Origin of the sequence: Kribbella orskensis (assembly GCF_004342085.1) — a bacterium.
Classification (GTDB): domain Bacteria; phylum Actinomycetota; class Actinomycetes; order Propionibacteriales; family Kribbellaceae; genus Kribbella; species Kribbella orskensis.
The window spans coordinates 253386-276922 of sequence record NZ_SLWM01000006.1; the positions used below are offsets into that span (position 1 = coordinate 253386).

At 69.4% G+C, this 23537-nt stretch carries 27 protein-coding genes and 1 pseudogene; 17 read left to right on the forward strand and 11 right to left on the reverse strand.

Annotation, left to right across the window (positions count from 1 at the left end; genetic code table 11):
- Positions 1-21: 21 nt before the first annotated feature.
- Positions 22-1092: a DUF695 domain-containing protein gene (locus tag EV644_RS19095; protein WP_132189642.1), complete on the reverse strand. Its 1071-nt coding sequence runs from the start codon at positions 1090-1092 to the stop codon at positions 22-24.
- Positions 1093-1330: 238 nt separating this feature from the next.
- Between EV644_RS19095 and EV644_RS19100 the strand changes: the two genes are divergently transcribed.
- The 7 genes from EV644_RS19100 (at position 1331) to EV644_RS19130 (ending at position 8725) form a co-directional block, all read left to right on the forward strand.
- Positions 1331-2260 (forward strand): proline dehydrogenase family protein, encoded by a 930-nt coding sequence (locus EV644_RS19100; RefSeq protein ID WP_132189643.1) that lies wholly within the window; start codon positions 1331-1333, stop codon positions 2258-2260.
- Between the two features lie 161 nt (positions 2261-2421).
- Positions 2422-3045, forward strand: a complete 624-nt coding sequence (locus EV644_RS46390; RefSeq protein WP_241998373.1) for an excalibur calcium-binding domain-containing protein — start codon at positions 2422-2424, stop codon at positions 3043-3045.
- A 56-nt stretch (positions 3046-3101) separates the two neighbouring features.
- Positions 3102-3905, forward strand: coding sequence for a pyrroline-5-carboxylate reductase (gene proC / locus EV644_RS19110; RefSeq protein ID WP_132189644.1), 804 nt, complete (start codon positions 3102-3104; stop codon positions 3903-3905).
- 136 nt (positions 3906-4041) lie between these two features.
- Entirely contained in the window at positions 4042-4629 is a 588-nt protein-coding gene (locus EV644_RS19115; RefSeq protein WP_132189645.1) for a hypothetical protein, read from the forward strand.
- Between the two features lie 70 nt (positions 4630-4699).
- Complete coding sequence (locus EV644_RS19120; protein WP_132189646.1) at positions 4700-5449, forward strand: HAD family hydrolase; 750 nt, start codon at positions 4700-4702, stop codon at positions 5447-5449.
- The gene (locus EV644_RS19125) at positions 5446-7812 is read left to right on the forward strand and encodes a glycoside hydrolase family 65 protein (protein ID WP_132189647.1); all 2367 of its coding nucleotides are present in this window, start codon (positions 5446-5448) and stop codon (positions 7810-7812) included. The genes EV644_RS19120 and EV644_RS19125 overlap by 4 nt, the downstream gene beginning before the upstream one ends.
- A 10-nt stretch (positions 7813-7822) precedes the next feature.
- Positions 7823-8725 carry a TIGR03560 family F420-dependent LLM class oxidoreductase gene (locus EV644_RS19130; protein WP_132189648.1) on the forward strand — a complete coding sequence of 301 codons (903 nt, stop codon included), beginning with the start codon at positions 7823-7825 and terminating at the stop codon, positions 8723-8725.
- Between the two features lie 22 nt (positions 8726-8747).
- Here EV644_RS19130 and EV644_RS19135 read toward each other — a convergent pair whose 3' ends face one another.
- Positions 8748-9500, reverse strand: a complete 753-nt coding sequence (locus EV644_RS19135) for an endonuclease/exonuclease/phosphatase family protein (protein WP_132189649.1) — start codon at positions 9498-9500, stop codon at positions 8748-8750.
- Positions 9497-10465: a tryptophan--tRNA ligase gene (gene trpS, locus EV644_RS19140; protein WP_132189650.1), complete on the reverse strand. Its 969-nt coding sequence runs from the start codon at positions 10463-10465 to the stop codon at positions 9497-9499. The genes EV644_RS19135 and trpS overlap by 4 nt, the downstream gene beginning before the upstream one ends.
- A gap of 270 nt (positions 10466-10735) precedes the next feature.
- On the opposite strand from trpS, the gene EV644_RS44625 reads away from it, so the two are divergent.
- From EV644_RS44625 to EV644_RS19165, 6 genes are all read left to right on the forward strand, one after another.
- Positions 10736-10903 carry a hypothetical protein gene (locus EV644_RS44625; protein WP_158292873.1) on the forward strand — a complete coding sequence of 56 codons (168 nt, stop codon included), beginning with the start codon at positions 10736-10738 and terminating at the stop codon, positions 10901-10903.
- Between the two features lie 61 nt (positions 10904-10964).
- The gene (locus EV644_RS19145) at positions 10965-12140 is read left to right on the forward strand and encodes an acetoin utilization protein AcuC (protein ID WP_132189651.1); all 1176 of its coding nucleotides are present in this window, start codon (positions 10965-10967) and stop codon (positions 12138-12140) included.
- 125 nt (positions 12141-12265) lie between these two features.
- Positions 12266-12481: a helix-turn-helix domain-containing protein gene (locus EV644_RS19150; RefSeq protein ID WP_112248247.1), complete on the forward strand. Its 216-nt coding sequence runs from the start codon at positions 12266-12268 to the stop codon at positions 12479-12481.
- A 140-nt stretch (positions 12482-12621) separates the two neighbouring features.
- Positions 12622-13245: a histidine phosphatase family protein gene (locus EV644_RS19155; RefSeq protein WP_132189652.1), complete on the forward strand. Its 624-nt coding sequence runs from the start codon at positions 12622-12624 to the stop codon at positions 13243-13245.
- A 73-nt stretch (positions 13246-13318) separates the two neighbouring features.
- Positions 13319-14017 carry a 4a-hydroxytetrahydrobiopterin dehydratase gene (locus EV644_RS19160; protein ID WP_241998374.1) on the forward strand — a complete coding sequence of 233 codons (699 nt, stop codon included), beginning with the start codon at positions 13319-13321 and terminating at the stop codon, positions 14015-14017.
- Between the two features lie 225 nt (positions 14018-14242).
- Positions 14243-14764, forward strand: a complete 522-nt coding sequence (locus EV644_RS19165) for a GNAT family N-acetyltransferase (RefSeq protein WP_132189653.1) — start codon at positions 14243-14245, stop codon at positions 14762-14764.
- Here the strand turns inward: EV644_RS19165 and metG are convergent.
- The 3 genes from metG to crcB (EV644_RS19180) all read right to left on the reverse strand — a co-directional run bounded on the left by metG (position 14746) and on the right by crcB (EV644_RS19180) (position 17294).
- On the reverse strand, positions 14746-16248 hold the full coding sequence (gene metG, locus EV644_RS19170) for a methionine--tRNA ligase (RefSeq protein WP_132189654.1): 1503 nt from the start codon (positions 16246-16248) through the stop codon (positions 14746-14748). The genes EV644_RS19165 and metG overlap by 19 nt on opposite strands.
- Positions 16249-16437: 189 nt before the next feature.
- Positions 16438-16812: a fluoride efflux transporter CrcB gene (gene crcB, locus EV644_RS19175; RefSeq protein ID WP_132189655.1), complete on the reverse strand. Its 375-nt coding sequence runs from the start codon at positions 16810-16812 to the stop codon at positions 16438-16440.
- A complete protein-coding gene (crcB, locus tag EV644_RS19180; RefSeq protein WP_132189656.1) occupies positions 16809-17294 on the reverse strand; it encodes a fluoride efflux transporter CrcB in 486 nt (161 codons plus the stop codon). The genes crcB (EV644_RS19175) and crcB (EV644_RS19180) overlap by 4 nt, the downstream gene beginning before the upstream one ends.
- Positions 17295-17353: 59 nt before the next feature.
- Between crcB (EV644_RS19180) and EV644_RS19185 the strand changes: the two genes are divergently transcribed.
- Complete coding sequence (locus tag EV644_RS19185) at positions 17354-17872, forward strand: GNAT family N-acetyltransferase (protein ID WP_132189657.1); 519 nt, start codon at positions 17354-17356, stop codon at positions 17870-17872.
- A gap of 7 nt (positions 17873-17879) precedes the next feature.
- On the opposite strand, the gene EV644_RS19190 is transcribed toward EV644_RS19185, so the two are convergent.
- The 3 genes and pseudogenes from EV644_RS19190 to EV644_RS47805 form a co-directional block, all read right to left on the reverse strand.
- The gene (locus EV644_RS19190; RefSeq protein ID WP_132189658.1) at positions 17880-18362 is read right to left on the reverse strand and encodes a GNAT family N-acetyltransferase; all 483 of its coding nucleotides are present in this window, start codon (positions 18360-18362) and stop codon (positions 17880-17882) included.
- Position 18363: 1 nt separating this feature from the next.
- The gene (locus EV644_RS47215) at positions 18364-18492 is read right to left on the reverse strand and encodes a hypothetical protein (RefSeq protein WP_255511325.1); all 129 of its coding nucleotides are present in this window, start codon (positions 18490-18492) and stop codon (positions 18364-18366) included.
- Between the two features lie 58 nt (positions 18493-18550).
- Positions 18551-18709, reverse strand: a pseudogene (locus tag EV644_RS47805) (class I SAM-dependent methyltransferase); the annotation flags it as partial.
- A gap of 110 nt (positions 18710-18819) precedes the next feature.
- On the opposite strand from EV644_RS47805, the gene EV644_RS19195 reads away from it, so the two are divergent.
- From EV644_RS19195 to EV644_RS19205, 3 genes are all read left to right on the forward strand, one after another.
- Complete coding sequence (locus tag EV644_RS19195; RefSeq protein WP_008356322.1) at positions 18820-18921, forward strand: 30S ribosomal protein bS22; 102 nt, start codon at positions 18820-18822, stop codon at positions 18919-18921.
- A gap of 64 nt (positions 18922-18985) precedes the next feature.
- On the forward strand, positions 18986-20005 hold the full coding sequence (locus EV644_RS19200) for an NAD-dependent epimerase/dehydratase family protein (protein WP_369410502.1): 1020 nt from the start codon (positions 18986-18988) through the stop codon (positions 20003-20005).
- On the forward strand, positions 19998-21215 hold the full coding sequence (locus tag EV644_RS19205; RefSeq protein ID WP_132189659.1) for a lysophospholipid acyltransferase family protein: 1218 nt from the start codon (positions 19998-20000) through the stop codon (positions 21213-21215). The genes EV644_RS19200 and EV644_RS19205 overlap by 8 nt, the downstream gene beginning before the upstream one ends.
- 321 nt (positions 21216-21536) lie before the next feature.
- Here EV644_RS19205 and EV644_RS19210 read toward each other — a convergent pair whose 3' ends face one another.
- Entirely contained in the window at positions 21537-22607 is a 1071-nt protein-coding gene (locus EV644_RS19210) for a DUF5667 domain-containing protein (RefSeq protein ID WP_132189660.1), read from the reverse strand.
- A 209-nt stretch (positions 22608-22816) separates the two neighbouring features.
- A complete protein-coding gene (locus EV644_RS19215) occupies positions 22817-23359 on the reverse strand; it encodes a sigma-70 family RNA polymerase sigma factor (protein WP_132189661.1) in 543 nt (180 codons plus the stop codon).
- Positions 23360-23537 lie beyond the last annotated feature (178 nt).

Consider the following 23537-nt stretch of genomic DNA (forward strand, 5'->3'; position numbering starts at 1 on the left):
CGCCCAACAGTTCGGCGGGCGTTACGACAGGTGGCGGACGTGTTCCCAGGCGGGGTCGGGGGTGGCCTTGAGGTGGACCGGGCCGTCGGGCCAGCCGCTGATCGCGGCCTGGAGCTGGGCCGCGGCCGGGGTGGTGCCGTCGACGTAGTAGTGCAGGATCCGCGAACCGGCAGCCGTCTCGTGCGCGAGCAGCCGGCCTGAGTCTCCGAGCCGGTCGCTCAGGTGGTCCTCGAAGTCGCGCAGGTGGCTGAGCGTGTCGTCCTGGGGAAGACCGTCCTCGCGAGCGTCGAGGTACGGCACCAGGACGGCCACGTGGGTGTCCAGGTGCGGCATCTGGATCGAGCGCAGCGGCACCATCGCGGTCGCGACCAGCCGGTCCCCGGCCTCCGTGGTTCCTTCCATCAGCCGCCAGCTCGGCCCGCCGTCGTCCGCGACATGCGCGGCCGCGAACGACGCCACCGCGGGCAGCAGCTCCGCGATCGGTACTGCGTCCGCCGGCTGCTCCACCGCGGTGTCGATCGCGCCGACCCAGGTCTCCACCAGTTCCTCGCCGAGAACGAGATCCAGCAGCAGGAAGGTGACGCGCTTCTGCAGGTCCTCCGGGAGCTCGCGGAAAGTGGGGTGGTGCACCGCCACGTGCAGGGCGGCCTCGCGGGTGTCCGGCTCGATCGACACCAGGGCGGCGTCGATCTGGACCGGCGGCATCCCCTCGAACCTGATGGTGACGTCCGGCGCCGGGCGGCGCATGTCGGCGTACTCCCAGAGCTCGTCGGAGACCGGGGCGGCGCGCAGCCAGCGGCGCGCGATCGCCCGGGTGCCGGGGTCGCCGGCCGCGGTGACGACCAGGACGTGCCGGGCGTGCAGGCCCGCGCCGAGCTCCCAGTCGAGGTTCGGGTGGATCCGGGAGACGTGCCGGGACAGCAGGTCGGCGGTCGACCCGGGGTCCTTGCGGGCGATCGCGGCGGCGATCTCGGCCGCGCCGGAGGCGGTCCACCAGGTCCAGAACGCGGCGATCGGATCACCGCCGGCGGCGGCGGCCCGGCGGCGCTGGAGCCCCGGCCGCTTGAACAAGGGCCGCTTGAACAAAGGCATGGCGCATCTTCTCCCGGCCGAGGGTGCAGCCGATCCGGCGGCACGGCGTCCGGCTGTCTCCCTTGCACAGTACGGGACCACACCACTGGACCAAGTGGTGTGGTGCTGGCCACACTGTGCCCAGTGACGTGCCCAGGGATTAGGGAGCGTGACGTTCAGCCGCGTAACCTGCTGACACCCCTGAAGCAACGCGGCATATGGGGCCGGGTGGGCCGGGGTAACGAGGAGGAACGCGAAAGTGCTTCGGCGAGTCCTGCTGGGCGTGTCCCGCAGCCCCCAGATCAAGAAGGCCGTCTCGGCGATGCCCGTCTCCAGCGGCATCGTCGCGCGGTTCGTCGCCGGCGAGACCGCTCCGGAGGCCGTGCTGGCCACCGAGAAGCTGGTCGGCAACGGCCTGAACGTCACCCTCGACCATCTCGGTGAGGACGTCACCGATCTCGCCGCGGCGACCGCGACCGCCGACGCGTACCTCGAGCTGCTGAAGCAGCTGTCCGAGGCCGGCCTGACCGCGCACGCCGAGGTCTCGGTCAAGCTGTCGGCGGTCGGCCAGGCGCTGCCCGGCGACGGCGAGAAGATCGCCCTGGAGAATGCCCGGACGATCTGCCTCGCGGCCCGCAACGCCGGCACCACGGTCACTCTGGACATGGAGGACCACACCACCACGGACTCCACCTTGGGCATCCTGCGCGAGCTCCGGCAGGATTTCCCCGAGACAGGCGCCGTGCTGCAGGCGTACCTGCGCCGTACCGAGGGCGACTGCCGCGACCTGGCGCACGCCGGCTCGCGGGTGCGGCTGTGCAAGGGCGCCTACAAGGAGCCCGAGTCGGTCGCGTACCAGGACAAGCGGGCCGTGGACAAGGCCTACGTCCGGGCGATGAAGATCCTGATGAACGGCGACGGCTACCCGATGATCGCCTCGCACGACCCGCGGCTGATCGCGATCGCCGGCTCCCTGGCCGACCGCGCCGGCCGCGAGCGCGGCAGCTACGAGTACCAGATGCTCTTCGGCATCCGCCCCGAGGAGCAGCTCCGGCTGTTCCGCGAGGGCCAGACCGTTCGCGTCTACATCCCGTACGGCGAGGATTGGTACGGGTACCTCGTCCGCCGCCTGGCCGAGCGCCCCGCCAACCTCCAGTTCTTCGCCCGCTCCCTGATCAGCAAGAAGTAAGGCCCCGGAACTTCCGGGCCTGACCGCGCGTCCGCGACTTTCGGTGACGGCGCGCTCCCGCTAAGTGACGTGCGTGCCAAGGCGCCGCGCCCCGCGTTCGCGGATGCCGTTCTGCTGTCTATGCTGCGGTGCGTCGGACAACCTCGGGAGGGCAGGTTGGAGTGAGGCAATTCAACGCGCCGCCGGGTTGGCCGGAGCCGCCGAATGCTCGCTGGCGCCCGCCGAAGCGCTGGCGCCCGAAGGAGAAGTGGCCGCCTGCGCCGGCGGGATGGTCGTTCTGGACGGACGAGCACGGGCAGCCGGTGCGCGGCCCGCTCGGACGGTACGGGGGGCCCAGTCCGCTCCGATACGGCGCGGTCGTCGCAGTGCTGGTCGTGCTGGTCGGTCTGGTGCTGTTCAACCCGTTCGGCCGGGGCGACTCCGGGCAGGCGAACGAACCGCCGCCGACGACCCCGGAAACGGTCTCACCGTCCACGACGGAGCCGACGCCGACGCCGCACCCGACCCGGACACCCGAGCCGTCCGAGACGCCGACGCCTGCCCAGACCTCGGTCCGGACGACCGACACCTCGCCAACCCCGGCACCTGAGGTCTCGCCGACGAGCTCGCAGAGCAGTACGGAGCCGACGATGACGCCGGCACCGGGGTCGCCGGGCGTCACCTACACGAGCTGTGCGGAGGTCCGTGCGGCAGGCAAGGCGCCCTTGCACCGAGGCGATCCGGGCTATTCGCGGGAGCTCGACCGCAACGGCGACGGCGTGGCCTGCGAGCGCGGCAACTCCTGAACTGCGGGTGAACCTGCGCCGAGCCGCCGGACGGGCCGCGCCGCTAACCTGTGGCCATGACTAGTCAGGTGGCCATCCTCGGGGCCGGTGTGATGGGCGAGACGTTGCTGTCCGGGCTGTTGCGGGCGGGACGCCGGCCGGAGGAGCTGCTGATCACCGAGCGGCGGCCCGAGCGCGCGACCGAGCTGCGCGAGCGGTACGGCGTGGACGTGGTGACGAACGTGGACGCGGCGGCGAAGGCGGACACGCTCGTCCTGGTGGTCAAGCCGCAGGACATGCCCGAGCTGCTCGCGGAGATCGCCCCGGCGGTCCAGCCCTCGCAGACCGTCGTCTCCCTGGCCGCTGGTATCACCACTGGTTTCATCGAGTCCCGGTTGCCCGAGGGCGTCGCGGTCGTCCGGGTGATGCCGAACACGCCTGCGCTGGTGGACGAGGGCATGGCCGCGATCTCCCGCGGTGCGCACTGCGACGAGAGCCACCTGGTCCTGGCTGAGGGGCTGCTGGCCGCGACCGGCCGGGTGATCCGGGTGCCGGAGAAGCAGCAGGACGCGGTGACCGCGATCTCCGGGTCGGGTCCGGCGTACATCTTCTTCGTGGTCGAGTCGATGATCGAGGCCGGCGTTCACATGGGCCTGCCGCGCTCCACCGCCACCGAGCTCGTCGTCCAGACCGTCGTCGGCTCGGCGAAGCTCCTCCGCGAGACCGGCGAACACCCCACCGTCCTGCGCGAACGCGTCACCTCCCCGGGCGGCACCACCGCGGCCGCGGTCCGTGAGCTCGAGGACCACAAGGTCCGCGCAGCCTTCCTCTCCGCCATCGAAGCCGCCCGCAACAGATCCCGTGACCTCGCCGCCGAGTGAGTGTCGCTATCCTGGGGCGCCGCGGTCTATCGGCCGGCGGTGACGGCGGTCCTCGCCGAGTCGGCCTGGGCCTTTTTCAGAGGATGAGTCGATGTCGGGTCAGCTGGTCGGAGCCGATGGGTCTAGGGTCCCGCCCATGGGAAATCGTCCGGGCGGCGCCGAAGACGCTTCCGCACGCCCTGCTCACCTGACCGGCGACACGGCTGAACAACCTCCCCCGCTGCCCTGGCAGGTGCCGCTGGATCCGGCGCCCTGGTGGGCCTGGGCGCTGTTCGTGCTGCCCTTCCTCGCCGTGCCCACACTGAACTCCTGGCTCTGGATGGGCGCCCGCGACTTCCTCGCGGTCGGTCTGTTCACGCTGATCGGCGCCTCCGTGGTCCGCGTCGCCGGCGGCGTCGTGCTCTACCGCGTCGAGATCACCGCGACCGCGCTGAAGGCCCGGACCAGCCTGCTCGTCCGCAGCCTCGCCTGGCAGGACGTGGACGACATCGAGATCGTCGACGGCTCGGTGGTGCTGACCAGCGGCAAGGACGAGAACGAGATCAACGGCATCGCCGAGGGCCGGACCGCATACGTCGCTGCGGTGATGCAGACGGTCCGCGCGGACGCCGACGCCCTGCCCGTACGCCGGTCCAGGCCGCGCCCGGGCATCGGCGTAGTGGTGGTCCTGTTGTACCTCGTCCTGTCGGTCGGCGCGTTCCTGCTGCGCTGGCATCTGGTCTGACGGGACATGCCCTAGGCTCGGTCGGGCTCCCGCCCTCCGGAAACCACCCCCGAACGGGAAAAGGTGAACGATGCTGGGACTGCCAGACCGGATCCAGGTCGGCCTCTTCGACCTGGACGGCGTCCTGACAGACACCGCGGCCGTGCACGCCGCGGCCTGGAAAGAGATGTTCGACAAGTTCCTCCAGCAGGACGCGGAGGAGAACGGCAAACCGTACGTGCCCTTCGACGCGCGCGCCGAGTACGACCACTACGTCGACGGCAAACCCCGCGTCGACGGGGTCCGGGACTTCCTCGCCTCTCGCGACATCGTCCTGCCGGAAGGCACCAACGACGATCCGGGCACCGCGCTCACGGTGAACGGACTCGGCAACCGCAAGAACGAGGCCGTCCGGCACCGCATCCGGACGCAGGGCGTGCAGGTCTTCGAGGGATCCCGCCGCTACCTGGAAGCCGCCAAGCAGGCGGGGCTGCGCCGCGCTGTGGTGTCGTCCAGTGCCAACACCCGGGAGGTTCTGGAGGTGACCGGGCTCGCGCCGTACATCGAGGAGATCGTGGACGGGCTGACGATCCGCGCCGAACACCTGCGCGGCAAACCTGCGCCTGACACCTTCCTGCTGGCGGCGAAGCGGTTGGGCGTCGAGCCGCAGGACGCGGTGGTGTTCGAGGACGCGCTGGTCGGTGTGCGGGCCGGGCGAGCGGGCGGGTTCGGCTTCGTGGTCGGCGTCGACCGGGTCGGCCAGGCCGAGCAACTCCTTGCCCAGGGCGCTGACATCGTCGTGCAGGATCTCGCCGAACTCCTGGACGGGGAGGCCCGATGATCGACCGGAAGCACCATCCGATCGACCCCTGGCGGCTGCGGGAGAACGAGTTCGAGCTGGAGAACCTGGCCCAGTCGGAGTCGCTGTTCGCCTTGTCGAACGGCCACATCGGCCTGCGCGGCAACCTCGACGAGGGCGAGCCGTACGCGATCCCCGGGACCTACCTGAACTCCTTCTACGAACGCCGCCCGCTGCCGTACGCCGAAGCGGGGTACGGGTATCCCGAGCAGGGCCAGACCCTGGTGGACGTCACCAACGGCAAGCTGATCCGGCTGATGGTGGACGACTCGCCCTTCGACATCCGGTACGGCGAACTGCACTCCCACGAGCGGGTGCTCGACTTCCGCTCCGGCATCCTGCAGCGCGACGCCGACTGGACCTCCCCGGGCGGCAAGCGGATCAAGGTGCGCTCCCGCCGGCTGGTCTCGCTGACTCAGCGGGCCATCGCCGCGATCGAGTACGTCGTCGAGCCGGTCGACCAGCCCGCGCGGTTCGTCCTGCAGTCCGAGCTCGTCGCGAACGAGACCCAGCCCCAGCTGTCCAACGATCCCCGGGTCGCCGCTGCGCTCGACAGCCCGCTGCAGGCGGTGTCGCACGACCGAGACGACGAGGAGATCGTGCTGATCCACCGGACCAGGTCGAGCGATCTGCTGATGGCCGCGGGGATGAGCCACGAGATCGAGTCGCCCGGCCGGATCGCCGTCGACATCGACGTCCGGGACGACTGGGCCCGGACCACGATCATCTGCGAGCTGAAGCCCGGTCAGTACCTGCGCGTGGTGAAGCTGCTCGCCTACGGCTGGTCGAGTCTGCGGTCCGAGACGGCCATCGGGGACCAGGTCGCCGCGGCACTCGCCGGCGCCCGGTTCTCCGGCTGGAGCGGACTGGTCGAGCAGCAGAAGATGTTCCTCGACGACTTCTGGGACGCGGCGGACGTGGAGGTGCACGGCCATGCGGAGCTGCAGCAGGCCGTCCGGTTCGCGCTGTTCCACGTCCTGCAGTCAGGTGCCCGGGCCGAGCGCCGGGCGATCCCGTCCAAGGGTCTGACCGGCGCCGGGTACGACGGCCACACCTTCTGGGACACCGAGGGTTTCGTGCTGCCCGTGCTGACCTACACGATGCCCGACTCGGCCGCCGACGCCCTGCGCTGGCGGCACTCGATCCTGGACCAGGCCAAGGAACGCGCGGCCGCCCTCGGATTGCGCGGCGCGGCGTTCCCGTGGCGGACGATCCGCGGCCAGGAGTGTTCGGCGTACTGGCCTGCGGGCACCGCGGCGTTCCACCTCAACGCCGATATCGCCGAGGCGGTGATCCGCTACCACACGGCGACCGGCGACGACCAGTTCATCGAGGACGTCGGTCTCGAGCTGCTGGTGGAGACCGCACGGCTCTGGATGTCCCTGGGCCACCACGACCGGCGCGGCCGCTGGCACATCGCCGGCGTCACCGGGCCGGACGAGTACAGCGCTGTTGCCGACGACAACGTCTTCACCAACCTGATGGCCTCGAAGAACCTGCGCGCCGCGGCCGAGTTCGCCGTCCTTCATCCCGCGAAGGCCCGCGCCCTGTCGGTGGACGCGGAGGAGGAGGCGGCCTGGCGGGACGCGGCCTCCGACGTCTACATCCCGTACGACGAGGAGCTCGGCGTCCATCCGCAGGCCGAGGGCTTCACCGGGCACGCCGAGTGGGACTTCGAGGCCTCGAACGGCTACCCGCTGATGCTGCACCACCCGTACTTCGAGCTGTACCGCAAGCAGGTGATCAAGCAGGCGGACGTGATGCTGGCGACCTACTGGTGCGGCGAGCACTTCACGCCGGAGGAGAAGGCGCGCAACTTCGACTACTACGAGCGGCTCACCGTCCGGGACTCGTCCTTGTCGGCCTGCGTGCAAGCCGTGATGGCAGCCGAGGTGGGGCACCTGGACCTCGCCTACGACTACGCCTACGAGGCGGCGCTGATCGATCTGCTCGACCTGCACCACAACACCCGCGACGGTCTGCACATGGCGTCGCTCGGCGGGGCGTGGACGGCACTGGTCGCGGGCTTCGGTGGGTTGAGAAGTCGCGAGGGCAAGCTCTGCTTCAACCCTGCGCTGCCAGCCGGCATGACCCAGTTGGCCTTCTCCATCCGGTGGCGGGGTGCGCGACTCCGGGTCGAGATCCGCCAGGACGAGGTCACCTATGCCGTGCACAACGGCGCCGACGTCGAGGTCACCCTCACGCACGCGGGCGAGGAGCTGACCGTGACCTCCGCCGAACCGGTGACCCGTCCGGTCGAGCGACGCAAGCCGCTGCTGCCACGTCCCACCCAGCCCCCCGGCCGCGAGCCCCTGTCAGCCCTCGGCGGCACGCTACCGGCATAGGGTCGGGGATATGGACTTTTCCCTGTGGCCCAGTGCGACCAGGAGCTGGCAAGAGGTTCTCGACGGCGCGGAGTACGCCGAACGGACCGGCTGGCACGGCGTCTGGATGGCCGACCATTTCATGCAGAACGGCGACGACCTGTCCGTGCCGATGAACGAGTGCCTCGCCCTGCTGGCGGGCCTCGCGGTACGGACCGAACGGGTACGGCTCGGATCGATGGTGCTCGGCAACACCTACCGGCATCCGGCGGTGGTGGCGAAGCAGGCCGCCACGATCGACCAGATGAGTGGCGGCCGGTTCGTGCTCGGCATCGGCGCCGGCTGGCAGAAGAACGAGCACCACGCCTACGGCATCGACCTGCCGCCGGTGAAGCAGTTGCTGGCCCGCTTCGAGGAGGCCTGCCAGGTCTTCCAGGGTCTGCTCACCCAGGACCGGGCCACCTTCGACGGCGAGTACTACCAGTTGAACGAGGCGCCGCTGGAACCGAAGCCCGCGAAGCTGCCGATCCTGATCGGAGCCTCGGGGGAGAAGGTCGCGCTGCGGATCGTCGCGAAGTACGCCGACGAGTGGAACCACTGGGGCCTGCCCGAGGTCGCTCGGCACAAGGGCGACGTGTTCCGCGCGCACTGCGAGAAGATCGGCCGGGATCCGGCGACGGTCCGCCGGTCCACCCAGGCGATGATCGAGGTCCTCGTCCCGGGTGACACCGAGGCGGAGGAACGCCGCGACCGGCTCACCGCCGCCGGCCGGCCGGTCATCATGGGATCTGCCGGCCAGGTTCTCGACGTCGTCGCCCGCTACCCCGAGACCGGCATCGACGAGTTCCTGGTGCCGGACTCCTTCCTGGGCAGCGGTTCACGCCGCTTCGACGCGCTGGAACGCCTGCGCGAAGAGGTCTTCAACAAGATCTAGGCCATAGGTTCAGCCAGCAGATCTAGACCAGCCGAAGCGTCGCGACGACCGGCCAGTGGTCGGAGGGCAGCCGTCCTGCCGGGCGGTAGTGGGAGACGGCTGCCTCGACCGGCTGCCAGGCGTCGTTGACCAGGATGTGGTCGATCCGGTCCCGGTCGGTGGCTCCGGTGAAGGAGTGCTCGGAGCCGCCCTCCGAGGCCGGTACGACGTCGCGCAGGCCGGCCTCGGTCAGGGTCTTCAGCGGCGGCGAACCCGGCGTCGCGTTCAGGTCGCCCATCACGATCCAGGGCAGCTCCGTCGCGGTCCAGGCGGCGAGCAGCCGGGACGACTCCACCCGAGCCTTCTCACCGGCATGGTCGTAGTGCGTATTCGCCACCCCGATCTCGGTGCCGTCCGCGTGGCGCAGCCTCACCAGGGTCGCGATCCGGGTCAGGTGCGCGTCCCAGCCCACCGATCCCGGCGTCGACGGCTCGGCCGACAACCAGCGGGTCTCGTGCGACTCGACCTGCCAGTCGCCCGGCCGGACCATCACCACCGAGTGCTCACCCTCGTGACCGCCGTCGTCCCGGCCCTCGCCGACGATCTCCCAGCCGGGGAACCGCTGCTGGAGGTACTCGAGCTGGTCGGGCAGCACCTCCTGCAGGCCGACCACGCCGGCGTCGAGCGCCTCGATCGCGGCCGCGGTCGACTCCCGCCGTACCGGCCAGGAGTCGTCGCCGTCCGGCGCTGAGGAGTTCCGGATGTTGAAGGTCGCCACGCGCAGCTGGAGAGTCACCCGGTCGATCCTGCCAAACCCATCGCGCGCACCGCCGCCTGGAGTCGCGGCCGGCTCGCCTCGATCGCCCGGTCCCGCCCGCGGGCGAGCATCTCGTCGACGGTGCCGGGGTCGGACGCGAGTCGCGCGTACTCCTTCTGCAGCGGCTCGATCACGCCGAGCACCGCGTCCGCGACATCCGCCTTCAACTGCCCGTACGTCGAGTAGCCACTCGCCATCTCGACCGGATCCTCGTCGGTGCAGGCGGCCAGGATCTCCAGCAGGTTGGTGACTCCGGGCTTGGCCTCCTCGTCGTGGCGGACCTCGCCGTCGGAGTCGGTGACCGCCCGCATCAGCTGCCGGCGGATCACGTCCGGCGGGTCCAGCAGCCGGATCGTGCCGACCGCGTCGTCCGTGTCGGACTTGCTCATCTTGGCCGTCGGGTTCTGCAGATCCTTGATCCGCATCGCCAGTGCCGCCTTCTGGAGCTGCGGGACCACGAACGTCTCGCCGTACTCCCGGTTGAAGCGGATCGCGATGTCCCGGGCGAGCTCGACGTGCTGGTCCTGGTCGCCGCCCACCGGGACCCGGTCCGTGCCGTAGAGCAGGATGTCCGCCGCCATCAGGCACGGATAGGTGAACAGTGAGGCCCGGGTCATCGGTTTACCCCGGCCCTTCTCCTTGTACTGGATCATCCGGGACAGCTCACCGACGTACGAGGTGCACTCGAGCAGGTACGCGAGCTGGGCGTGCGCGGGCACGTCCGACTGGATGAACACCGTGCCCGGCGGGAGTCCCGCGGCGAGCATCAGCGTCGCCATCTCACGGGTCAGCACGCCGAGGCGGCGCGGATCGTGCTTGGTGGTCATGGCGTGCAGGTTCGCCACGAAGTAGAACCCGTCCGGGTCGGTGAACCGGCGCAGCGCGCCGAGGTGGTTGCCGAGCGTGAGCCGGCCGGACGGGGTGATGCCGGAGAGCGAGGTCATGATTCCTTCTTTCGAACGGGCCTCGCTGAAGGGCATACAAAAGGCCGCCTCGGCGAGGCGGCCTTTGGATGCGTGTGAACGCTGGGGGTCCGCCCTCAGGCGGCCCACCACTGCTGCAGACGCGTTGTGTTCACAGAAGCAGAATAACCCACGCCGGGTTCCTGACGGCAACCCCTCGGAGTCAGCGGCCTTGTGGGCGGGGTGGGGTGGTCTTGGCCGCTGCCAGGCGTCGACGATGAGTCTGTTCCGGGCGATCGCTGGGTCGAGCTGGTGGTCGCCGCTCTCCTGGTCGGCTGGTCGGGTGCCGGCCGGCATCATTGGGCGGCACTGGCCGCGGGAGCGCTCGGAGTCCTGGGCATGGCGCTGTTCCATGCTCGCGGCGGGGCGTTCTGGCTGAACACCCGCTGGGGTCGGGCCAATCCGCCGCGGGTCGGTTGATCGCCGGCAGCGAGCGAGTGGGCGGGGGCGCGTACCGCGGGCGCGGGCTAAGGTCGGGGGCATGAGCGGTGAGGCGATGCTGGTCTTCGACGAGGGGCTGACGGCGTACGACTTCGGTCACGGCCATCCGATGAGCCCGATCCGGGTGGATCTGACGGTCCGGCTGGCCCGTGCCCTCGGCGTGCTGGATCTGCTCAAGGTGGTGCCGGCGCCGGTCGCCGACGACGCGCTGCTCCGCACCGTGCACACCGCGGAGTACATCGAAGCGGTGAAGCACGCGGGCGCGGATCCCGACAGACCCGATCTGGAGCACGGCCTCGGCACCGACGACACCTACTGCTTCCCGCAGATGCATGAGGCCTCCGCCCATGTGGTCGGCGCCTCGGTCGAGGCAGCCCGAGCCGTCTGGCAGGGCGACGTGCTGCATGCTGCCAACATCGCGGGCGGGCTGCACCACGCGATGCCCTCGCTGGCCAGCGGATTCTGCGTCTACAACGACCCCGCGATCGCGATCCAGTGGCTGCTGGACCATGGCGCCGAACGGGTCGCGTACGTCGACGTGGACGTGCACCACGGCGACGGAGTACAGGCTGTGTTCTACAACGATCCGCGGGTGCTCACGGTGAGCCTGCACGAGTCGCCGACCACGTTGTTCCCGGGCACGGGGGCCGCGACTGAGACCGGCGGGCCGGACGCCGAGGGCACGTCGGTGAACATCCCGCTGCCGCCTGGTACCGGGGATGCCGGCTGGCTGCGCGCGTTCCACGCGATCGTGCCAGACGTCGTGAAGGCGTTCCGGCCGTCGGTGCTGGTGACGCAGCACGGGTGCGACTCCCACGTCGAGGACCCGCTGGCGCACCTGACGAAATCCGTCGACGGGCAGCGAGCGGCGTACCTGGCGCTGCACGACCTGGCCCACGAGGTCTGTGCTGGCAAGTGGGTCGCCACCGGAGGCGGCGGCTACGCGATCATCGACGTCGTACCGCGGGCCTGGACGCACCTGCTGGCGATCGTCGCGGGCCAGCCGATCGAACCGTCCACCCCGGTCCCGGAGTCGTGGCGCGAGGACGTGCGGATCCGGTACGCCCGGGTGGCACCCTCGCGGATGACGGACGGCCGCGACGCGTCGTACGCCGCCTGGTCGACCGGGTACAACCCCGACACCTGGCTGGACCGCTCGATCAAGGCGACCCGGGACGTCAGTTTCCCGCTGCTCGGACTCGATCCGACGTACTAGCCATCCAGTCACACCAGACACCCCCTTTCCCATTCGCACCAACAGCCACTAGGCTCGGTTCAAGCATGGGCGGAGGTGCCGGAGGGGAAGCCGGCGCACGACCCGTGCTGGAAGTGCGGTGCGCAATGGCATCAAAGAAGTCCGGTGGTGAGTCGCCGCTCGCCGAGGTGAAGTTCCTGACCGTGGCTGAAGTCGCCACGGCCATGCGCGTGTCCAAGATGACGGTGTACCGCTTGGTGCACTCCGGCGAACTGCCCGCGGTGCGGGTGGGTCGGTCGTTCCGGGTGTCTGAGGACGCCGTGCACGACTACCTCAAGGGCGCCTTCTTCCAGGCCGGATAACCACGAGAAGCGATGGCGGTCGGCTCCCTGCGGGGACCGGCCGCTTCGCCCTGCGCTTTGTCACCTCCTGAGCCCGAGCGTTCGCAGTACCGGCGGGCTAGCCTGCCTATAGGTGGGGTGAGGTCGAAGGGGGAACGGTCATGGCCGGTACTGCGGCGCGGTATCTCTACCTCGCACGACATGGCGAGGCGTCACCTGATCAGAGCGAACTCTCCGCCGCCGGCCTTCGCCAGGCGGCTCTGCTCGGTGAGCGGCTTCGGTCGGCGCCTCTGACAGCGATTCACCACAGTCCGCTCGCGCGGGCGGCGCAGACGGCCCGGCTGGTTCGCGGCCAGCTCGACGGCGTTCCGCTGGAGGAGTCCGAGCTGGTCGGCGACTACATCCCCTACGTGCCGGAGAGAGACGAACTCCCGCCGGATCTGGCCGACAGCACGCTGGATTTCCTGGCGCTGTTCTCACCGGAAGAGCTCGAGTCCGGTCCGCCGCTGGCCCAGCGAGCCCTTGCGGAGTTCACCGGACCGGTCGACGGGGACGAACCGCGGCATGAGCTCGTCGTGACTCACAACTTCGTCGTCGCCTGGTTGATCCGCGACGCTCTCGACGCCCCGAAGTGGCGGTGGATGGCGCTCAACCACGCGAACGCGGCGCTGACCGTGATCCGCTACGCGCCCGGCCGGGCCGCGAGCATGCTGGTCTACAACGACCTGGGACATCTCCCTCCCGAGCTCCGCTGGACGGGGTTCCCGCCTGAGCTTCGGGTCTGAATCCGCCCGGTCAGTGGAGAAGGTTGCTGGTTCGCGGAAGCGGAGTGTCCGGGTTGGGTCCTACGGTGGCCGCATGACTGAGAGCTTGCGGGAGATGTTGAAGACGAAGGACATCGTCGGGGCGGAGCTTGCGGACTGGCGGAAGCTGGCTCAGGCGTTCCATGGGCGGTTCCTGACCGGTGATTTCGCCACCGGGCTGAGGTTCGTCGCGGCGATCGGTGCGCTCGGTGAGGAGCTGGCGCACCAGCCCGAGGTGAAGCTGACCGCTACGTTCGTCGACCTGAAGTTGATCAGTGACGACGCGGTCTACCAACCGGACGACGGGCCCGCGATGCAGGTGCCGTGGGTGACGCAGAAGGATGTCGAGGTCGCCCGGCGGATCAGTGAGCTCGCGAAGGAACAGGGGATCGCGGCGGACCCGCGCGCGGTGACTCAGGTCGAGCTGGGCTTGGACACTGCCGATGTCGCGGCGCTCGGGCCGTTCTGGGCCGCGGTGCTCACGAGCAGCACCGATTCACGGCAGGGTGACGACGTTCGCGATCCGGGCGGCCAGGTGCCGACCATCTGGTTCCAGGGCACCGATGCGCACGAGACCCCGCGGCAGCGCTTCCACATCGACCTCTGGGTGCCGCACGACGTCGCCCACGAGCGCATCGCCGCCGGGGTGGCGGCCGGCGGCAAGGTGGTCTACGACAAGGAAGCGCCGTCGTTCACCGTGCTCGCCGACCCCGAGGGCAACAAGGTCTGTATCTGCACGTTCCTCGACCGCTGACCCGCGCAGCCCGACGGCCACTACCAGCCCGGCGATCCCGAACGTCACCGGCCCTGCCAGGTCCCGGGGCGACAGCGGAGCCACGGTCGCGGTGATCGCGGATTCGGCCGTGGCCAGCGACTGGCGATCCGGGCCGTCGGGGAGCAGCCGCACGACCCTCGCCGATGGCACCCACCGAGCCAAAATAGGTGCGGGCGAAGGGGCCGCGGAGCTTATCGTCGGGGGATGGTTGAGCTTGTGGTGCCGACTGTGGAGTTGCGGGAGTCGTGGCTGGACTCGCTGAAGGAGTGGGGTGCCGCCCACCAGGACGGCGCCGGCCTGGGAGAGGGCGACGAGGTGGAGTCGCCCGAAGGTTTCGCCCGCTGGGTCGAGCGATTGAGGCGGCAGGCGGACCACTCGATCCCGGTCGATCCAGGACGGGTGCACGCCAGCTACTGGTGGATCGTCGAGGACGAGACGTACCTGGGCGCGATCTCGCTGCGGCACGAGTTGAACGACTTCCTGCTCGATGCCGGCGGTCACATCGGGTACGGCGTACGGCCGTCCGCGCGTCGGCGGGGGCTGGCGACGTGGGCCTTGGGTGAGACCCTGGACAGAGCACGCGAGCTGGGGCTGGCTCGCGTGCTCGTCACCTGCGACGACACCAACGTCGCGTCCGCCCGCACGATCGAGGGCAACGGCGGGGTGCTTGAAGACGTGCGCACGACCACTCTGGGGCTGACCCGCCGCTACTGGATCGACTTGTGATCCAGTCGCGGGAAGAGCGGGGTCGCCGCGGGGAGGACGCCATCGACGGCGGTGCACTGTTCCCTGATGCGGGCTGAAGCTCCTGGCAGGAAAGGCTCCAGCTCGGCTGCGAGGCCGAGACAGGTCTGCAGGAGGAGGTCGAGTACGTCGTCGAGGTCTGAGGACTGGTTCCGCGCCAGTTCCCAGGGTCTGGTGGTCTCGATGCATCGGTTGGCGGCCTCCACGATCGTCCAGAGCGCGGCCGCCGCCCGGCGGAAGTCGAACTCCGTCAAGTACTCGGAGACCTCACAAGGTGCCGTGTCCCAGACGCGCAGGAGCTCCTCAGTCCCGGCCGCCGCTCCGCTGGTCGCCGGCGCGGCGCGGCCGTCGCGGTACCGATGGATCATCGAGACGACCCGGTTGACGAGGTTGCCCAGGCCGCCGGCGAGGTCCGAGTTGGCGCGGCTGATCAGGCGGTCCACGGTGAAGTCCGCGTCGCCGGTGCGCGGAACCTCGCGGATCAGCCACCAGCGCACGGCGTCCACCCCGAACTCGGCGACCAGGTCGGCCGGGTCGATCGCCGTACCGCTCGACTTGCTGAGCTTGCGGCCGTCGACGGTGAGGTAGTCGTGCACGAAGATCGCCGTCGGCAACGGCAATCCGGCGGACAGCAGCATCGCCGGCCAGTAGACGGCGTGGAACCGGACGACGCCCTTGCCTGCCAGGTGAATCCGGTGGTTCGCGCCGGTCCACCACTTGTCGAGGTCGGTCTCGTCGCCACCGTAGCCGAGACTCGTCACGTAGTTGCCCAAGGCATCCCACCAGACATAGACGACCTGATCGGGATCACCAGGGACCGGGATGCCCCAGCCGCGAGCGCGCTGCTGCGACCGCGAGACGGAGAAGTCGTGCAACCCGCTCGCGATCAGGCTCAGTACTTCGTTGCGCCGGCTCGCCGGTACGACTCGTAACCGGTTGCTCGAGATCAGCTCCCGCAGGGTTTCGGCGTACCGGGACAGCCGGAAGAACCAGTTCTCCTCGGCCACGAGTTGCGGTTCGGTGCCGTGCTCAGGACATCGCCCGTCGGTGAGGTCGTCCGCCGCGTAGAACTGCTCGCAGCCGACGCAGTACAGGCCCTCATAGTGCTTGCGGTAGAGGTCTCCCGCGGCGGCACACCGCTCCCACAACCGCTCAACTCCGACCTGGTGCCGCGGATCAGTGCTCGTGCGGATGAAGTCGTCGAACGACAACTCCAGCGGCCCCCGCAGCCCTTCGAAAGCAGCCGCATTGCGATCGACCAACTCCTGTACTCCGATGCGTTCCGCCTCCGCGGCCAGCACGTTCTTCAGGGAGTTCTCGTCGGTCCCGGTGAGGAAGCGGACCTCGTGGCCGGCCAGGCGGCGATGTCGTGCCAGCACGTCCGCCTGGACCAGTTCCAGGGCGAACCCCAGATGCGGCCGGGCATTGACGAACGGGATGGTCGTGGTGATGTAGGAACGCGTCATCGGTACCTCCTCATCAGCCGAGACGAGGCCCACAACGCGAAAGAGGCCCCGACTCGGGGCCTCGGAATCGTCAGATGTCCGTGTGTCAGCAGCCCCGCGCGCGGGGCATCATCGGCGACAACGGACGGATGCTCATACCAGCGAGGCTAACAGCCACCGCGGCTCAGTCCCAGCCATTTACCCACGCTGTCACGGCCAGATCGACTGGGTGACCGCGAGACCGAGATAGGCCGAGCCGAGGGCGGCAAGGATACTGGCCGCGACGTTCAGGCCGGCGGTGAATCTGGATCCTCGTTCGAACAGGCGCAGCGTCTCGTAGGAGAAGGTCGAGTAGGTGGTCAGCGCACCGCAGAACCCTGTGCCCACGAGGAGTTGGACCCAGTGCGGAACGTCCGCGGCGCTCGTCGCGCCGGTGACGAAACCGAGGATCGCCGACCCCACGACGTTCACGGTGAACGTGCCCCACGGGAAGTCGCTGTCGTGCCGTTGCTGGATGAAGCGGTCTGTCAGATAGCGCAGTGGAGCGCCGACCAGCGCGCCGGCGATCACCAGGAGCAACTTCATCGCGACCTCCGGTGGACGAGCGCCCGGGTCGTCGTGGTGGTGGCCCAGACCGCTGCCAGCGCGCCGATCACGGTGATCGCCAGGTAGAGCAACGCGGTGACGGGGTGGCCGTCGTTGAGGAGTCCCTGGATGTCGACGGCGTAGGTGGAGAAGGTGGTGAAGCCGCCCAGGATTCCCGTTCCCAGGAAGGGCCGCACCAGCCGGTGCGTCGTCCAGACCTCGGAGACGAGGACTATCAGGACGCCGATCAGCGCGCAGCCCACCATGTTGATCATGAAGGTGGCCCAGGGCAACGACCCGGACGGGGTCGGCCAGGCCAGCCCGACCAGGTAGCGCGCCGAGGCGCCGATCGCACCGCCGATCGCGATCGCCGTCACGACCGGCAGTTCACTCGCCCGGACCTCGGCCGGGGCGGGGTGCCGCAGATCGACGTCGGGGTCGATCGGCTCCCGCGACGCCGGATCGAGGTGCCCGTGTGTCACTCCTGGAACCTTACGGGAGGCCGGGTGTGGTGGTCTTGCGGTGGGGGAGACTGGCGGGCATGACGACGAGGTACGGCGGGCCAGGGGTGCGGCTGGCAGGGGACGGACTGGTACTGCGGGAGTGGGAACGCGGCGACGTGGTCGCGATGGTGGAGTTGTTCGACAATCCCGAGGTCGCGTACTGGACGCCGCTCGTGACGCCGTTCGACCTGGCGGCGGCCGAGGCCTACGTCGACGCGGCGCACAGCGACAACGGGCGGGTCCACCTCGCCATCACCACGGACGGCGGCGAGCCGATGGGCGAGGTGATGGTGAACGGGAAGACCGCCGCCCTCGGGTACGCCGTGGGACCCGCCTTCCGCGGCAAGGGCCTGGCCCATCGCTCGCTGATCCTGCTGACGGAGTACGCGCACGAGGTGCTCGGTCTCGAGCGCCTGATCCTGGAGATCGAGCCGGACAACGCCGCGAGCTCAGCAGTCGCCCGGCGGGCCGGCTACCGGCTCACCGACCTCCCGCTCATCACCGTGACGGACAAGGGCCGCGAACTGACCCTCACCACCTGGGAACACCTCGCCTGAAGCCGCGTCAGAGGTCGAGAGACCAGTCGTTGCAGCGCATCCAGTGACCCTTCGGGTACTCGAACTCCCGGGCCTCCAGCAAGGTGAAGCCGGCTTTGCGGCACAAAGCGTTCGAGGCGCCGTTGTCCACGCCCGGATAAGCGTGCAAGGTGCGATGCGAACCCTCGGCGGCTGCCGCCTTCGTCACCTCGGCGATCGCGGCCGTGGCGAGCCCCTTGCCCTGGTGCTCGGGCAGGATCGCCCAGCCGGTCTCCCAGACCGCGTCGCCGTTCTCCTCGTGTTCCCAGTAGCCGATCGAGCCGGCCGGATCCCCGTCAGCCGTGCGGATCACGTACATCTGCCCGGCGAACGCGTTCTCGACGTACCGCTGGTGCCGCGAGATCAGCTGCTCCGGGGTCTCCGGGCCGCCGAGGAACGCGGTCATCTCGGCGGTGTTGCACTGCTCCAGCAGCGAGAAGTCGTCCGCCGTCCACGGCCTCAGGGAGACCATGTCAGTTCCGCCGGGCCTTGATGGCGAGGGCGTGGGGGACGGGCATGTCGCCGGGCTCCTCGATGTGTTCGACCGTCAGCTCGGGGCGGAGGAACACGTTCAGCAACTCGGGCAGCGGGATGTGGCGCATGCCGACCTGCCGGCGGGTCGGCCGAGCGGTCCACGCCGACGACGCTGCGCCCGCTGTCGCGAATGGTGTCGAAGTTCCGGCCGGTGCCGCAGCCGAGATCCAGGCAGGGCCCCGAACCGGGGCCGAGAAGCTCGGGAAGCGAGGGCAGATGCCGTGGCGTGCCGACCACGAAACGGGCGTCGTACCAATCGGCCAAGCCGTTGTAACGAGCGGTCATACAGGCCTCCCCAGTCGCCGAAAAACCACCCTATCCGGCCTCACTTAGGTCAGGGAGGTGACCTACAGGTAGGCTTTGCCGACGCTCTCTTTAAGTTTGGAAGGTCCACTGTGGGTTCCGTTATCAAGAAGCGCCGTAAGCGTATGGCGAAGAAGAAGCACCGCAAGCTGCTGAAGAAGACGCGGGTGCAGCGCCGCAAGCTCGGCAAGTAGCAAGTCCCGCCGGCCTGGCGACAGGCTGGCGTTGTGTGGAGTTGCTGTCTGGCTGGGGGTACTCGTGGCACAGGTAGTGATGGTTACCGGCGTCTCCCGGGACGCCGGTGCTCGTTGTGCCCGCCGCCTGGCAGCCGATCCCGGTATCGACACGGTGATCGGCATCGACGTGGTGCCGCCGCGCGCCGAGCTCGGCCGGGTCCGGTTCGTCCGCGCGGACATCCGCAACCCCGTCATCGCGAAGGTCATCGCCGGTGAGGACGTCGACACGGTCGTCCACACGGGCGTCGTGGCGACCCCCGGCAGCGCCGGTGGCCGTTCGTCGATGAAGGAGATCAACGTCATCGGCACCATGCAGTTGCTCGCCGCGTGCCAGAAGGCGCCCGGTGTGAGCAAGCTGGTGGTCAAGTCGTCGACCACCGTGTACGGCGCCGGCCCGCGCGACCCCGCGATGTTCACCGAGGAGATGGCGCCCCGGGCGATCCATCAGACCGGCTTGAGCAAGGACGCGGTCGAGGTCGAGGGCTACGTGCGCGGCTTCGCCCGGCGCCGCCCGGACGTCTGCGTCACCACCCTGCGGATGGCCAACTGGATCGGCCCGCGGACCGACTCCCCGATCACCCGGTACTTCGCGATGCCGGTGGTCCCGACCGTCTTCGGCTACGACGCCCGCCTGCAGTTCCTGCACGAGGACGACGGCGTCGAGGCGATCCACCACGCGACCGTGACCGACCTGCCCGGCACCTTCAACCTGGCCGGCGACGGCGTGCTCTCGCTCTCCCAGGCGATCCGCCGCCTCGGCCGCCCGGTGCTCCGGTTCCCCTCCTTCACCGCCGCCAGCACTGCTGCCGTGGTCCGCCGGGCCAGGCTCGCGGACTTCTCGCCCGACCAGATCACCTTCCTCACCTATGGCCGGGCCGTCGACACCACCCGGATGCGCAGCGAGTTCGGCTTCGAACCGAAGTACACGACCGCGGGCGCCTTCGACGACTTCCGCGCCTCGCTCGGCCCCGGCGCGGTCACGACCGCCACGCGACTGGTGACCGCCGGGCTGAATGCCGGTCTGGGGGCACTCCGTGGCTGACGCCGACGTCATCCCGATCGGCTCCGGCGGACGCCCCGGCCGCGGCAGCGGACGCCGTACCACGCCGTCCGCCGCGGCCCGCGCACTCGCCGGCCCCGGAGCGACGAAGGCTCGTAGCGCCCGCACAGCCAAGACCCGCACAGCCAAGACCGGCACAGCCAAGACCGGCGCAGCCAAGACCGGCGCCGCCGCCGTGGAATCTCCGGCGGAGTCCCGGGGTGTTGCCGCGCCTGGAGTACAAGCCGCGCCTGAGCCCGGAGTACAGGCCGCGCCTGAGCCCGGAGTACAGGCCGCGCCTGAGGCCGCAGTACAGGCCGCGGTACAGGGTGGGCAGGATTTTGCCGGGTTCGAGCGGTTCATCCGGGAGACGTTCGGGGCTGATGGTGAGGCCAAGATCGCCGAGGTCCTCGCGTTCCTGCGGCGGCGGTTGACCGGCGACTACGAGGTCGACGAGTTCGGCTACGACCCCGAGCTCACCGACCAGGTCATCCTGTCGGTACTGCGCCCGCTGGCGGAGAAGTGGTTCCGGGTCGAGGTCCGGGGCGTCGAGAACATCCCCGACACCGGCGGCGCGCTGATCGTCGCGAACCACTCCGGCACGATGCCGCTGGACGGGCTGATCACCCAGCTGATCATCGCGGACCACACGAACCGCCCGCTGCGCACGCTCGCCGCGGATCTGGTGTTCCAGACCCCGTTCGTGGGGGAGCTGGCCCGCAAAGGCGGCGCAACCCTGGCGAGCAACGACGATGCCGAGCGGCTGCTGAGCCGGGGCAACCTGGTCGGCGTCTGGCCGGAGGGGTTCAAGGGGATCGGGAAGCCGTTCAGCGAGCGCTACAAGCTGCAGAGGTTCGGCCGCGGCGGCTTCGTCAGCGCGGCGATGCGCACCGGCGTACCGATCGTCCCGTGCTCGATCGTCGGCGCCGAAGAGATTTACCCCCTCGTCGGCAACATGGCCTCCCTGGCCCGGCTGCTGGGCGTGCCTTACATCCCGATCACGCCGTTCTTCCCCCTGCTGGGACCCCTCGGCCTGATCCCACTGCCCTCCAAGTGGCTGATCGAGTTCGGCGAACCCATCCGAACCGACGAATTCGCCGAAGGCGCCGCCGACGACCCCATGCTCGTCTTCAACGTCACCGACCAGGTCCGCGAAACCATCCAGCAGACCCTCTACGCCCTCCTGATGCAACGCCGCAGCGTCTTCTTCTAGTCGCCCCACGCAGCTCCTCCGCCGCCACCAAGAGCCGGCCCGGCTGATCCCGCAGTACGTGCGGGTGCACCGCCGCAGACCAACCGCCACCGGGCCGGGCAAACTCAACCGGCTGAACGGGGAAACACCTGGCCGGCGCCCAATGACGCCAGAGCGGCTGATAGTCGCCGGGTCAAGCGGGCGGTGTACGGACCGACAGGAAGTACTGCGTTCTGTCTACGCCTCCACCGCCTCGGCGAGCGTGGAGCTTGACGTCGTGAGCGACGTCTGTCGTTCGGTACAGCTGTGCCGGTGCAGCGGTGGGCCCTTCAGATGTCTACGTCACTTCCAGGGCGGGAGCAGAGTCTGGATCACGCCTGGGAGGTTGGTTGTCGGGAGGGGAAGGCTCAGGGTCGGGAACGGCCAGGGCCAGCTTGGGGTGCCCGTCGGCAGGGTCGGGACGGTGGGTCCTGACGGTGTCGTGGTGGGCTTGTCTGACGGGTTCGGTGGCGTCTTCAGGTCGGTCGGTTTCGCCGTCGGCTCTTGCAGGATCGTCGTGTTCGGGACCTTGGACGGCACCGTGCTCGGCGTTGCGCTGGAAGCGCTCGGCTTGATGGAGGGCACGGTCGTCGGCCCGGCATTGCTGCCCGGCTTGGAGGTCGCCGGGCCTGCGTTCTTCACCGGCTTCGGCTTGTCGCACTTCGGGCACGCGACGGTCGTGTGCTGAGCGAGCTGCTCGATCGTGGCCAGGGCCTCGACCGCTCCCTTCAGCGACTCCGGCGGCAGTTTCGGAGCGAGCTCACCGATGGCCTGGCGGGCGCTGGTGATGAACGTCGTGACGACCGTGATGGAGGTGGCGTCGCCGTCCTGCTGGTACGACGCGACGAGCCGGGAGACGCCCTTGCGGGCCTGCGCGGAGAAGTCGTCGAACGTGCTGTTGATCGTGGTGACGTCGCCGCCGTTCTCGACCATCGCATCGATCTCGGACAGCCTGGTCATCGCGTGCTGGAGCTCGCGGCGGCCCCGGGAGTCGTCCCCGACGCTGACGTTGGTGGAGACGTTCTCGATGCTGCGCTTCATCCCGTACAACGTGTCGCCGGGCATCGCCTGCTGAGCGGCGGCGGCAGAACCGATGCCACCTCCGAGCAGGACCAGCGCGGCGGTACTGGCCACGAGCTGGATACGCCGGCCGTGACGGCGATGGCGGATATAGGTCACGGACGCGTCGTCGTCCTCGCGCGGAGGCGGTTCGTCCTGGTCGTCCGGTGCACTGCGCATCAAGGTCGGAGTCGTCGTCGCGGCACGGGCCGCGGCCTGCTCGAGGAGGCGGTGCCTCAGCTCGGCAGTGAACTCTGGTCGCGGTGAGACTGCGCCGGCGATCCTCAGCCGTCCTGCGAGCTCCACAGCATCCATCAGTTCAGGGTCGTCGCTCAGTCGCGAAGAGTGACGGGGCCCATCATCGACGGCGTGCGCGAATGCCTCCGCGCGCGCTCGAGCCCTGTGTAGGTCACTCATGAGTTCTCGTTCTCCTCAATTGGCCAGCCGGGGTCACCGACAGGTCCTCACCAGGCAAACGAGGAAACTCCCTGACGGGTTACGAAAGACATTCGTTGTCATCCTGCTCACCTCGAGTCCTTGGGGATTACCTTCGCCAAGTGCCGTACGGCCCTCAGTTGCAGTTGCTTGACGGCGCCCTCCGACTTCTCGAGTGCCTTGGCCGTTTCGGCGATCGACAGACCGGCGAAGAACCGCATCGTCAGGCAGTCGCGTTGCTCGTCCGGAAGCGCCGCGACGGCGTCCCGCAGTACCTCGGCGGTGGCGGCGGCCAGCACATCGACCTCGGGGCCCTCCGTCTGCCGGTCGTGGGTCTCGATCTCGTCGGTGACCACCTCGAGCCGGACCCGGCCCGACTTGTAGTGGTCGGTGATCAGGTTCCGCGCGATCGTCACCAGCCAGGCACCGAAGTCCCGGCCCTGCCAGCGGAACGAGTCCAGCGCGCGCAGCGCCCGGACGAACGTCTCGCTGGTGAGGTCCTCCGCGGGCGCCGATGACGACACCCGCGCGTAGATGTAGCGATACACGGTCAGCGAGTACTCGTCGTACAGCTCGCCGAACGCACCGACGTCACCTGCCTGGGCGCGATCGACGAGCTCTGCGCGTCTCATCCCGTCCGGGCTTGGCTCCGGCGTCGTCAAGTTCTCTCCCCGTTCAACTGACACGTCTACGTCTGACACATCCGCGAAGGCCCGCAGCGGCTGAGACAGCACCGAGCGTTACGTCTGACGCACCCGCTGTCAACAGTGCGCGGCGTGCCGCGCGCCGTCCGAGCCGATATTCACCGAT

Bases quoted from the DNA above. Each gene is read 5' to 3' on its own strand.
- EV644_RS19185 (WP_132189657.1), top strand. From the start codon at position 17,354: ATGACGACGAGGTACGGCGGGCCAGGGGTGCGGCTGGCAGGGGACGGA.
- EV644_RS19130 (WP_132189648.1), top strand. From the start codon at position 7,823: ATGGACTTTTCCCTGTGGCCCAGTGCGACCAGGAGCTGGCAAGAGGTT.
- crcB (WP_132189655.1), bottom strand. From the start codon at position 16,812: ATGAAGTTGCTCCTGGTGATCGCCGGCGCGCTGGTCGGCGCTCCACTG.
- EV644_RS19210 (WP_132189660.1), bottom strand. From the start codon at position 22,607: ATGGATGCTGTGGAGCTCGCAGGACGGCTGAGGATCGCCGGCGCAGTC.
- EV644_RS19145 (WP_132189651.1), top strand. From the start codon at position 10,965: ATGAGCGGTGAGGCGATGCTGGTCTTCGACGAGGGGCTGACGGCGTAC.
- EV644_RS19120 (WP_132189646.1), top strand. From the start codon at position 4,700: ATGCTGGGACTGCCAGACCGGATCCAGGTCGGCCTCTTCGACCTGGAC.
- EV644_RS19190 (WP_132189658.1), bottom strand. From the start codon at position 18,362: ATGGTCTCCCTGAGGCCGTGGACGGCGGACGACTTCTCGCTGCTGGAG.
- EV644_RS19115 (WP_132189645.1), top strand. From the start codon at position 4,042: ATGGGAAATCGTCCGGGCGGCGCCGAAGACGCTTCCGCACGCCCTGCT.
- EV644_RS19165 (WP_132189653.1), top strand. From the start codon at position 14,243: ATGGTTGAGCTTGTGGTGCCGACTGTGGAGTTGCGGGAGTCGTGGCTG.
- EV644_RS19125 (WP_132189647.1), top strand. From the start codon at position 5,446: ATGATCGACCGGAAGCACCATCCGATCGACCCCTGGCGGCTGCGGGAG.
- EV644_RS47215 (WP_255511325.1), bottom strand. From the start codon at position 18,492: ATGCGCCACATCCCGCTGCCCGAGTTGCTGAACGTGTTCCTCCGCCCC.
- EV644_RS19150 (WP_112248247.1), top strand. From the start codon at position 12,266: ATGGCATCAAAGAAGTCCGGTGGTGAGTCGCCGCTCGCCGAGGTGAAG.
- proC (WP_132189644.1), top strand. From the start codon at position 3,102: ATGACTAGTCAGGTGGCCATCCTCGGGGCCGGTGTGATGGGCGAGACG.
- EV644_RS19160 (WP_241998374.1), top strand. From the start codon at position 13,319: ATGACTGAGAGCTTGCGGGAGATGTTGAAGACGAAGGACATCGTCGGG.
- EV644_RS19095 (WP_132189642.1), bottom strand. From the start codon at position 1,092: ATGCCTTTGTTCAAGCGGCCCTTGTTCAAGCGGCCGGGGCTCCAGCGC.
- trpS (WP_132189650.1), bottom strand. From the start codon at position 10,465: ATGACCTCGCTCTCCGGCATCACCCCGTCCGGCCGGCTCACGCTCGGC.
- EV644_RS19155 (WP_132189652.1), top strand. From the start codon at position 12,622: ATGGCCGGTACTGCGGCGCGGTATCTCTACCTCGCACGACATGGCGAG.
- metG (WP_132189654.1), bottom strand. From the start codon at position 16,248: ATGACGCGTTCCTACATCACCACGACCATCCCGTTCGTCAATGCCCGG.
- EV644_RS19215 (WP_132189661.1), bottom strand. From the start codon at position 23,359: ATGAGACGCGCAGAGCTCGTCGATCGCGCCCAGGCAGGTGACGTCGGT.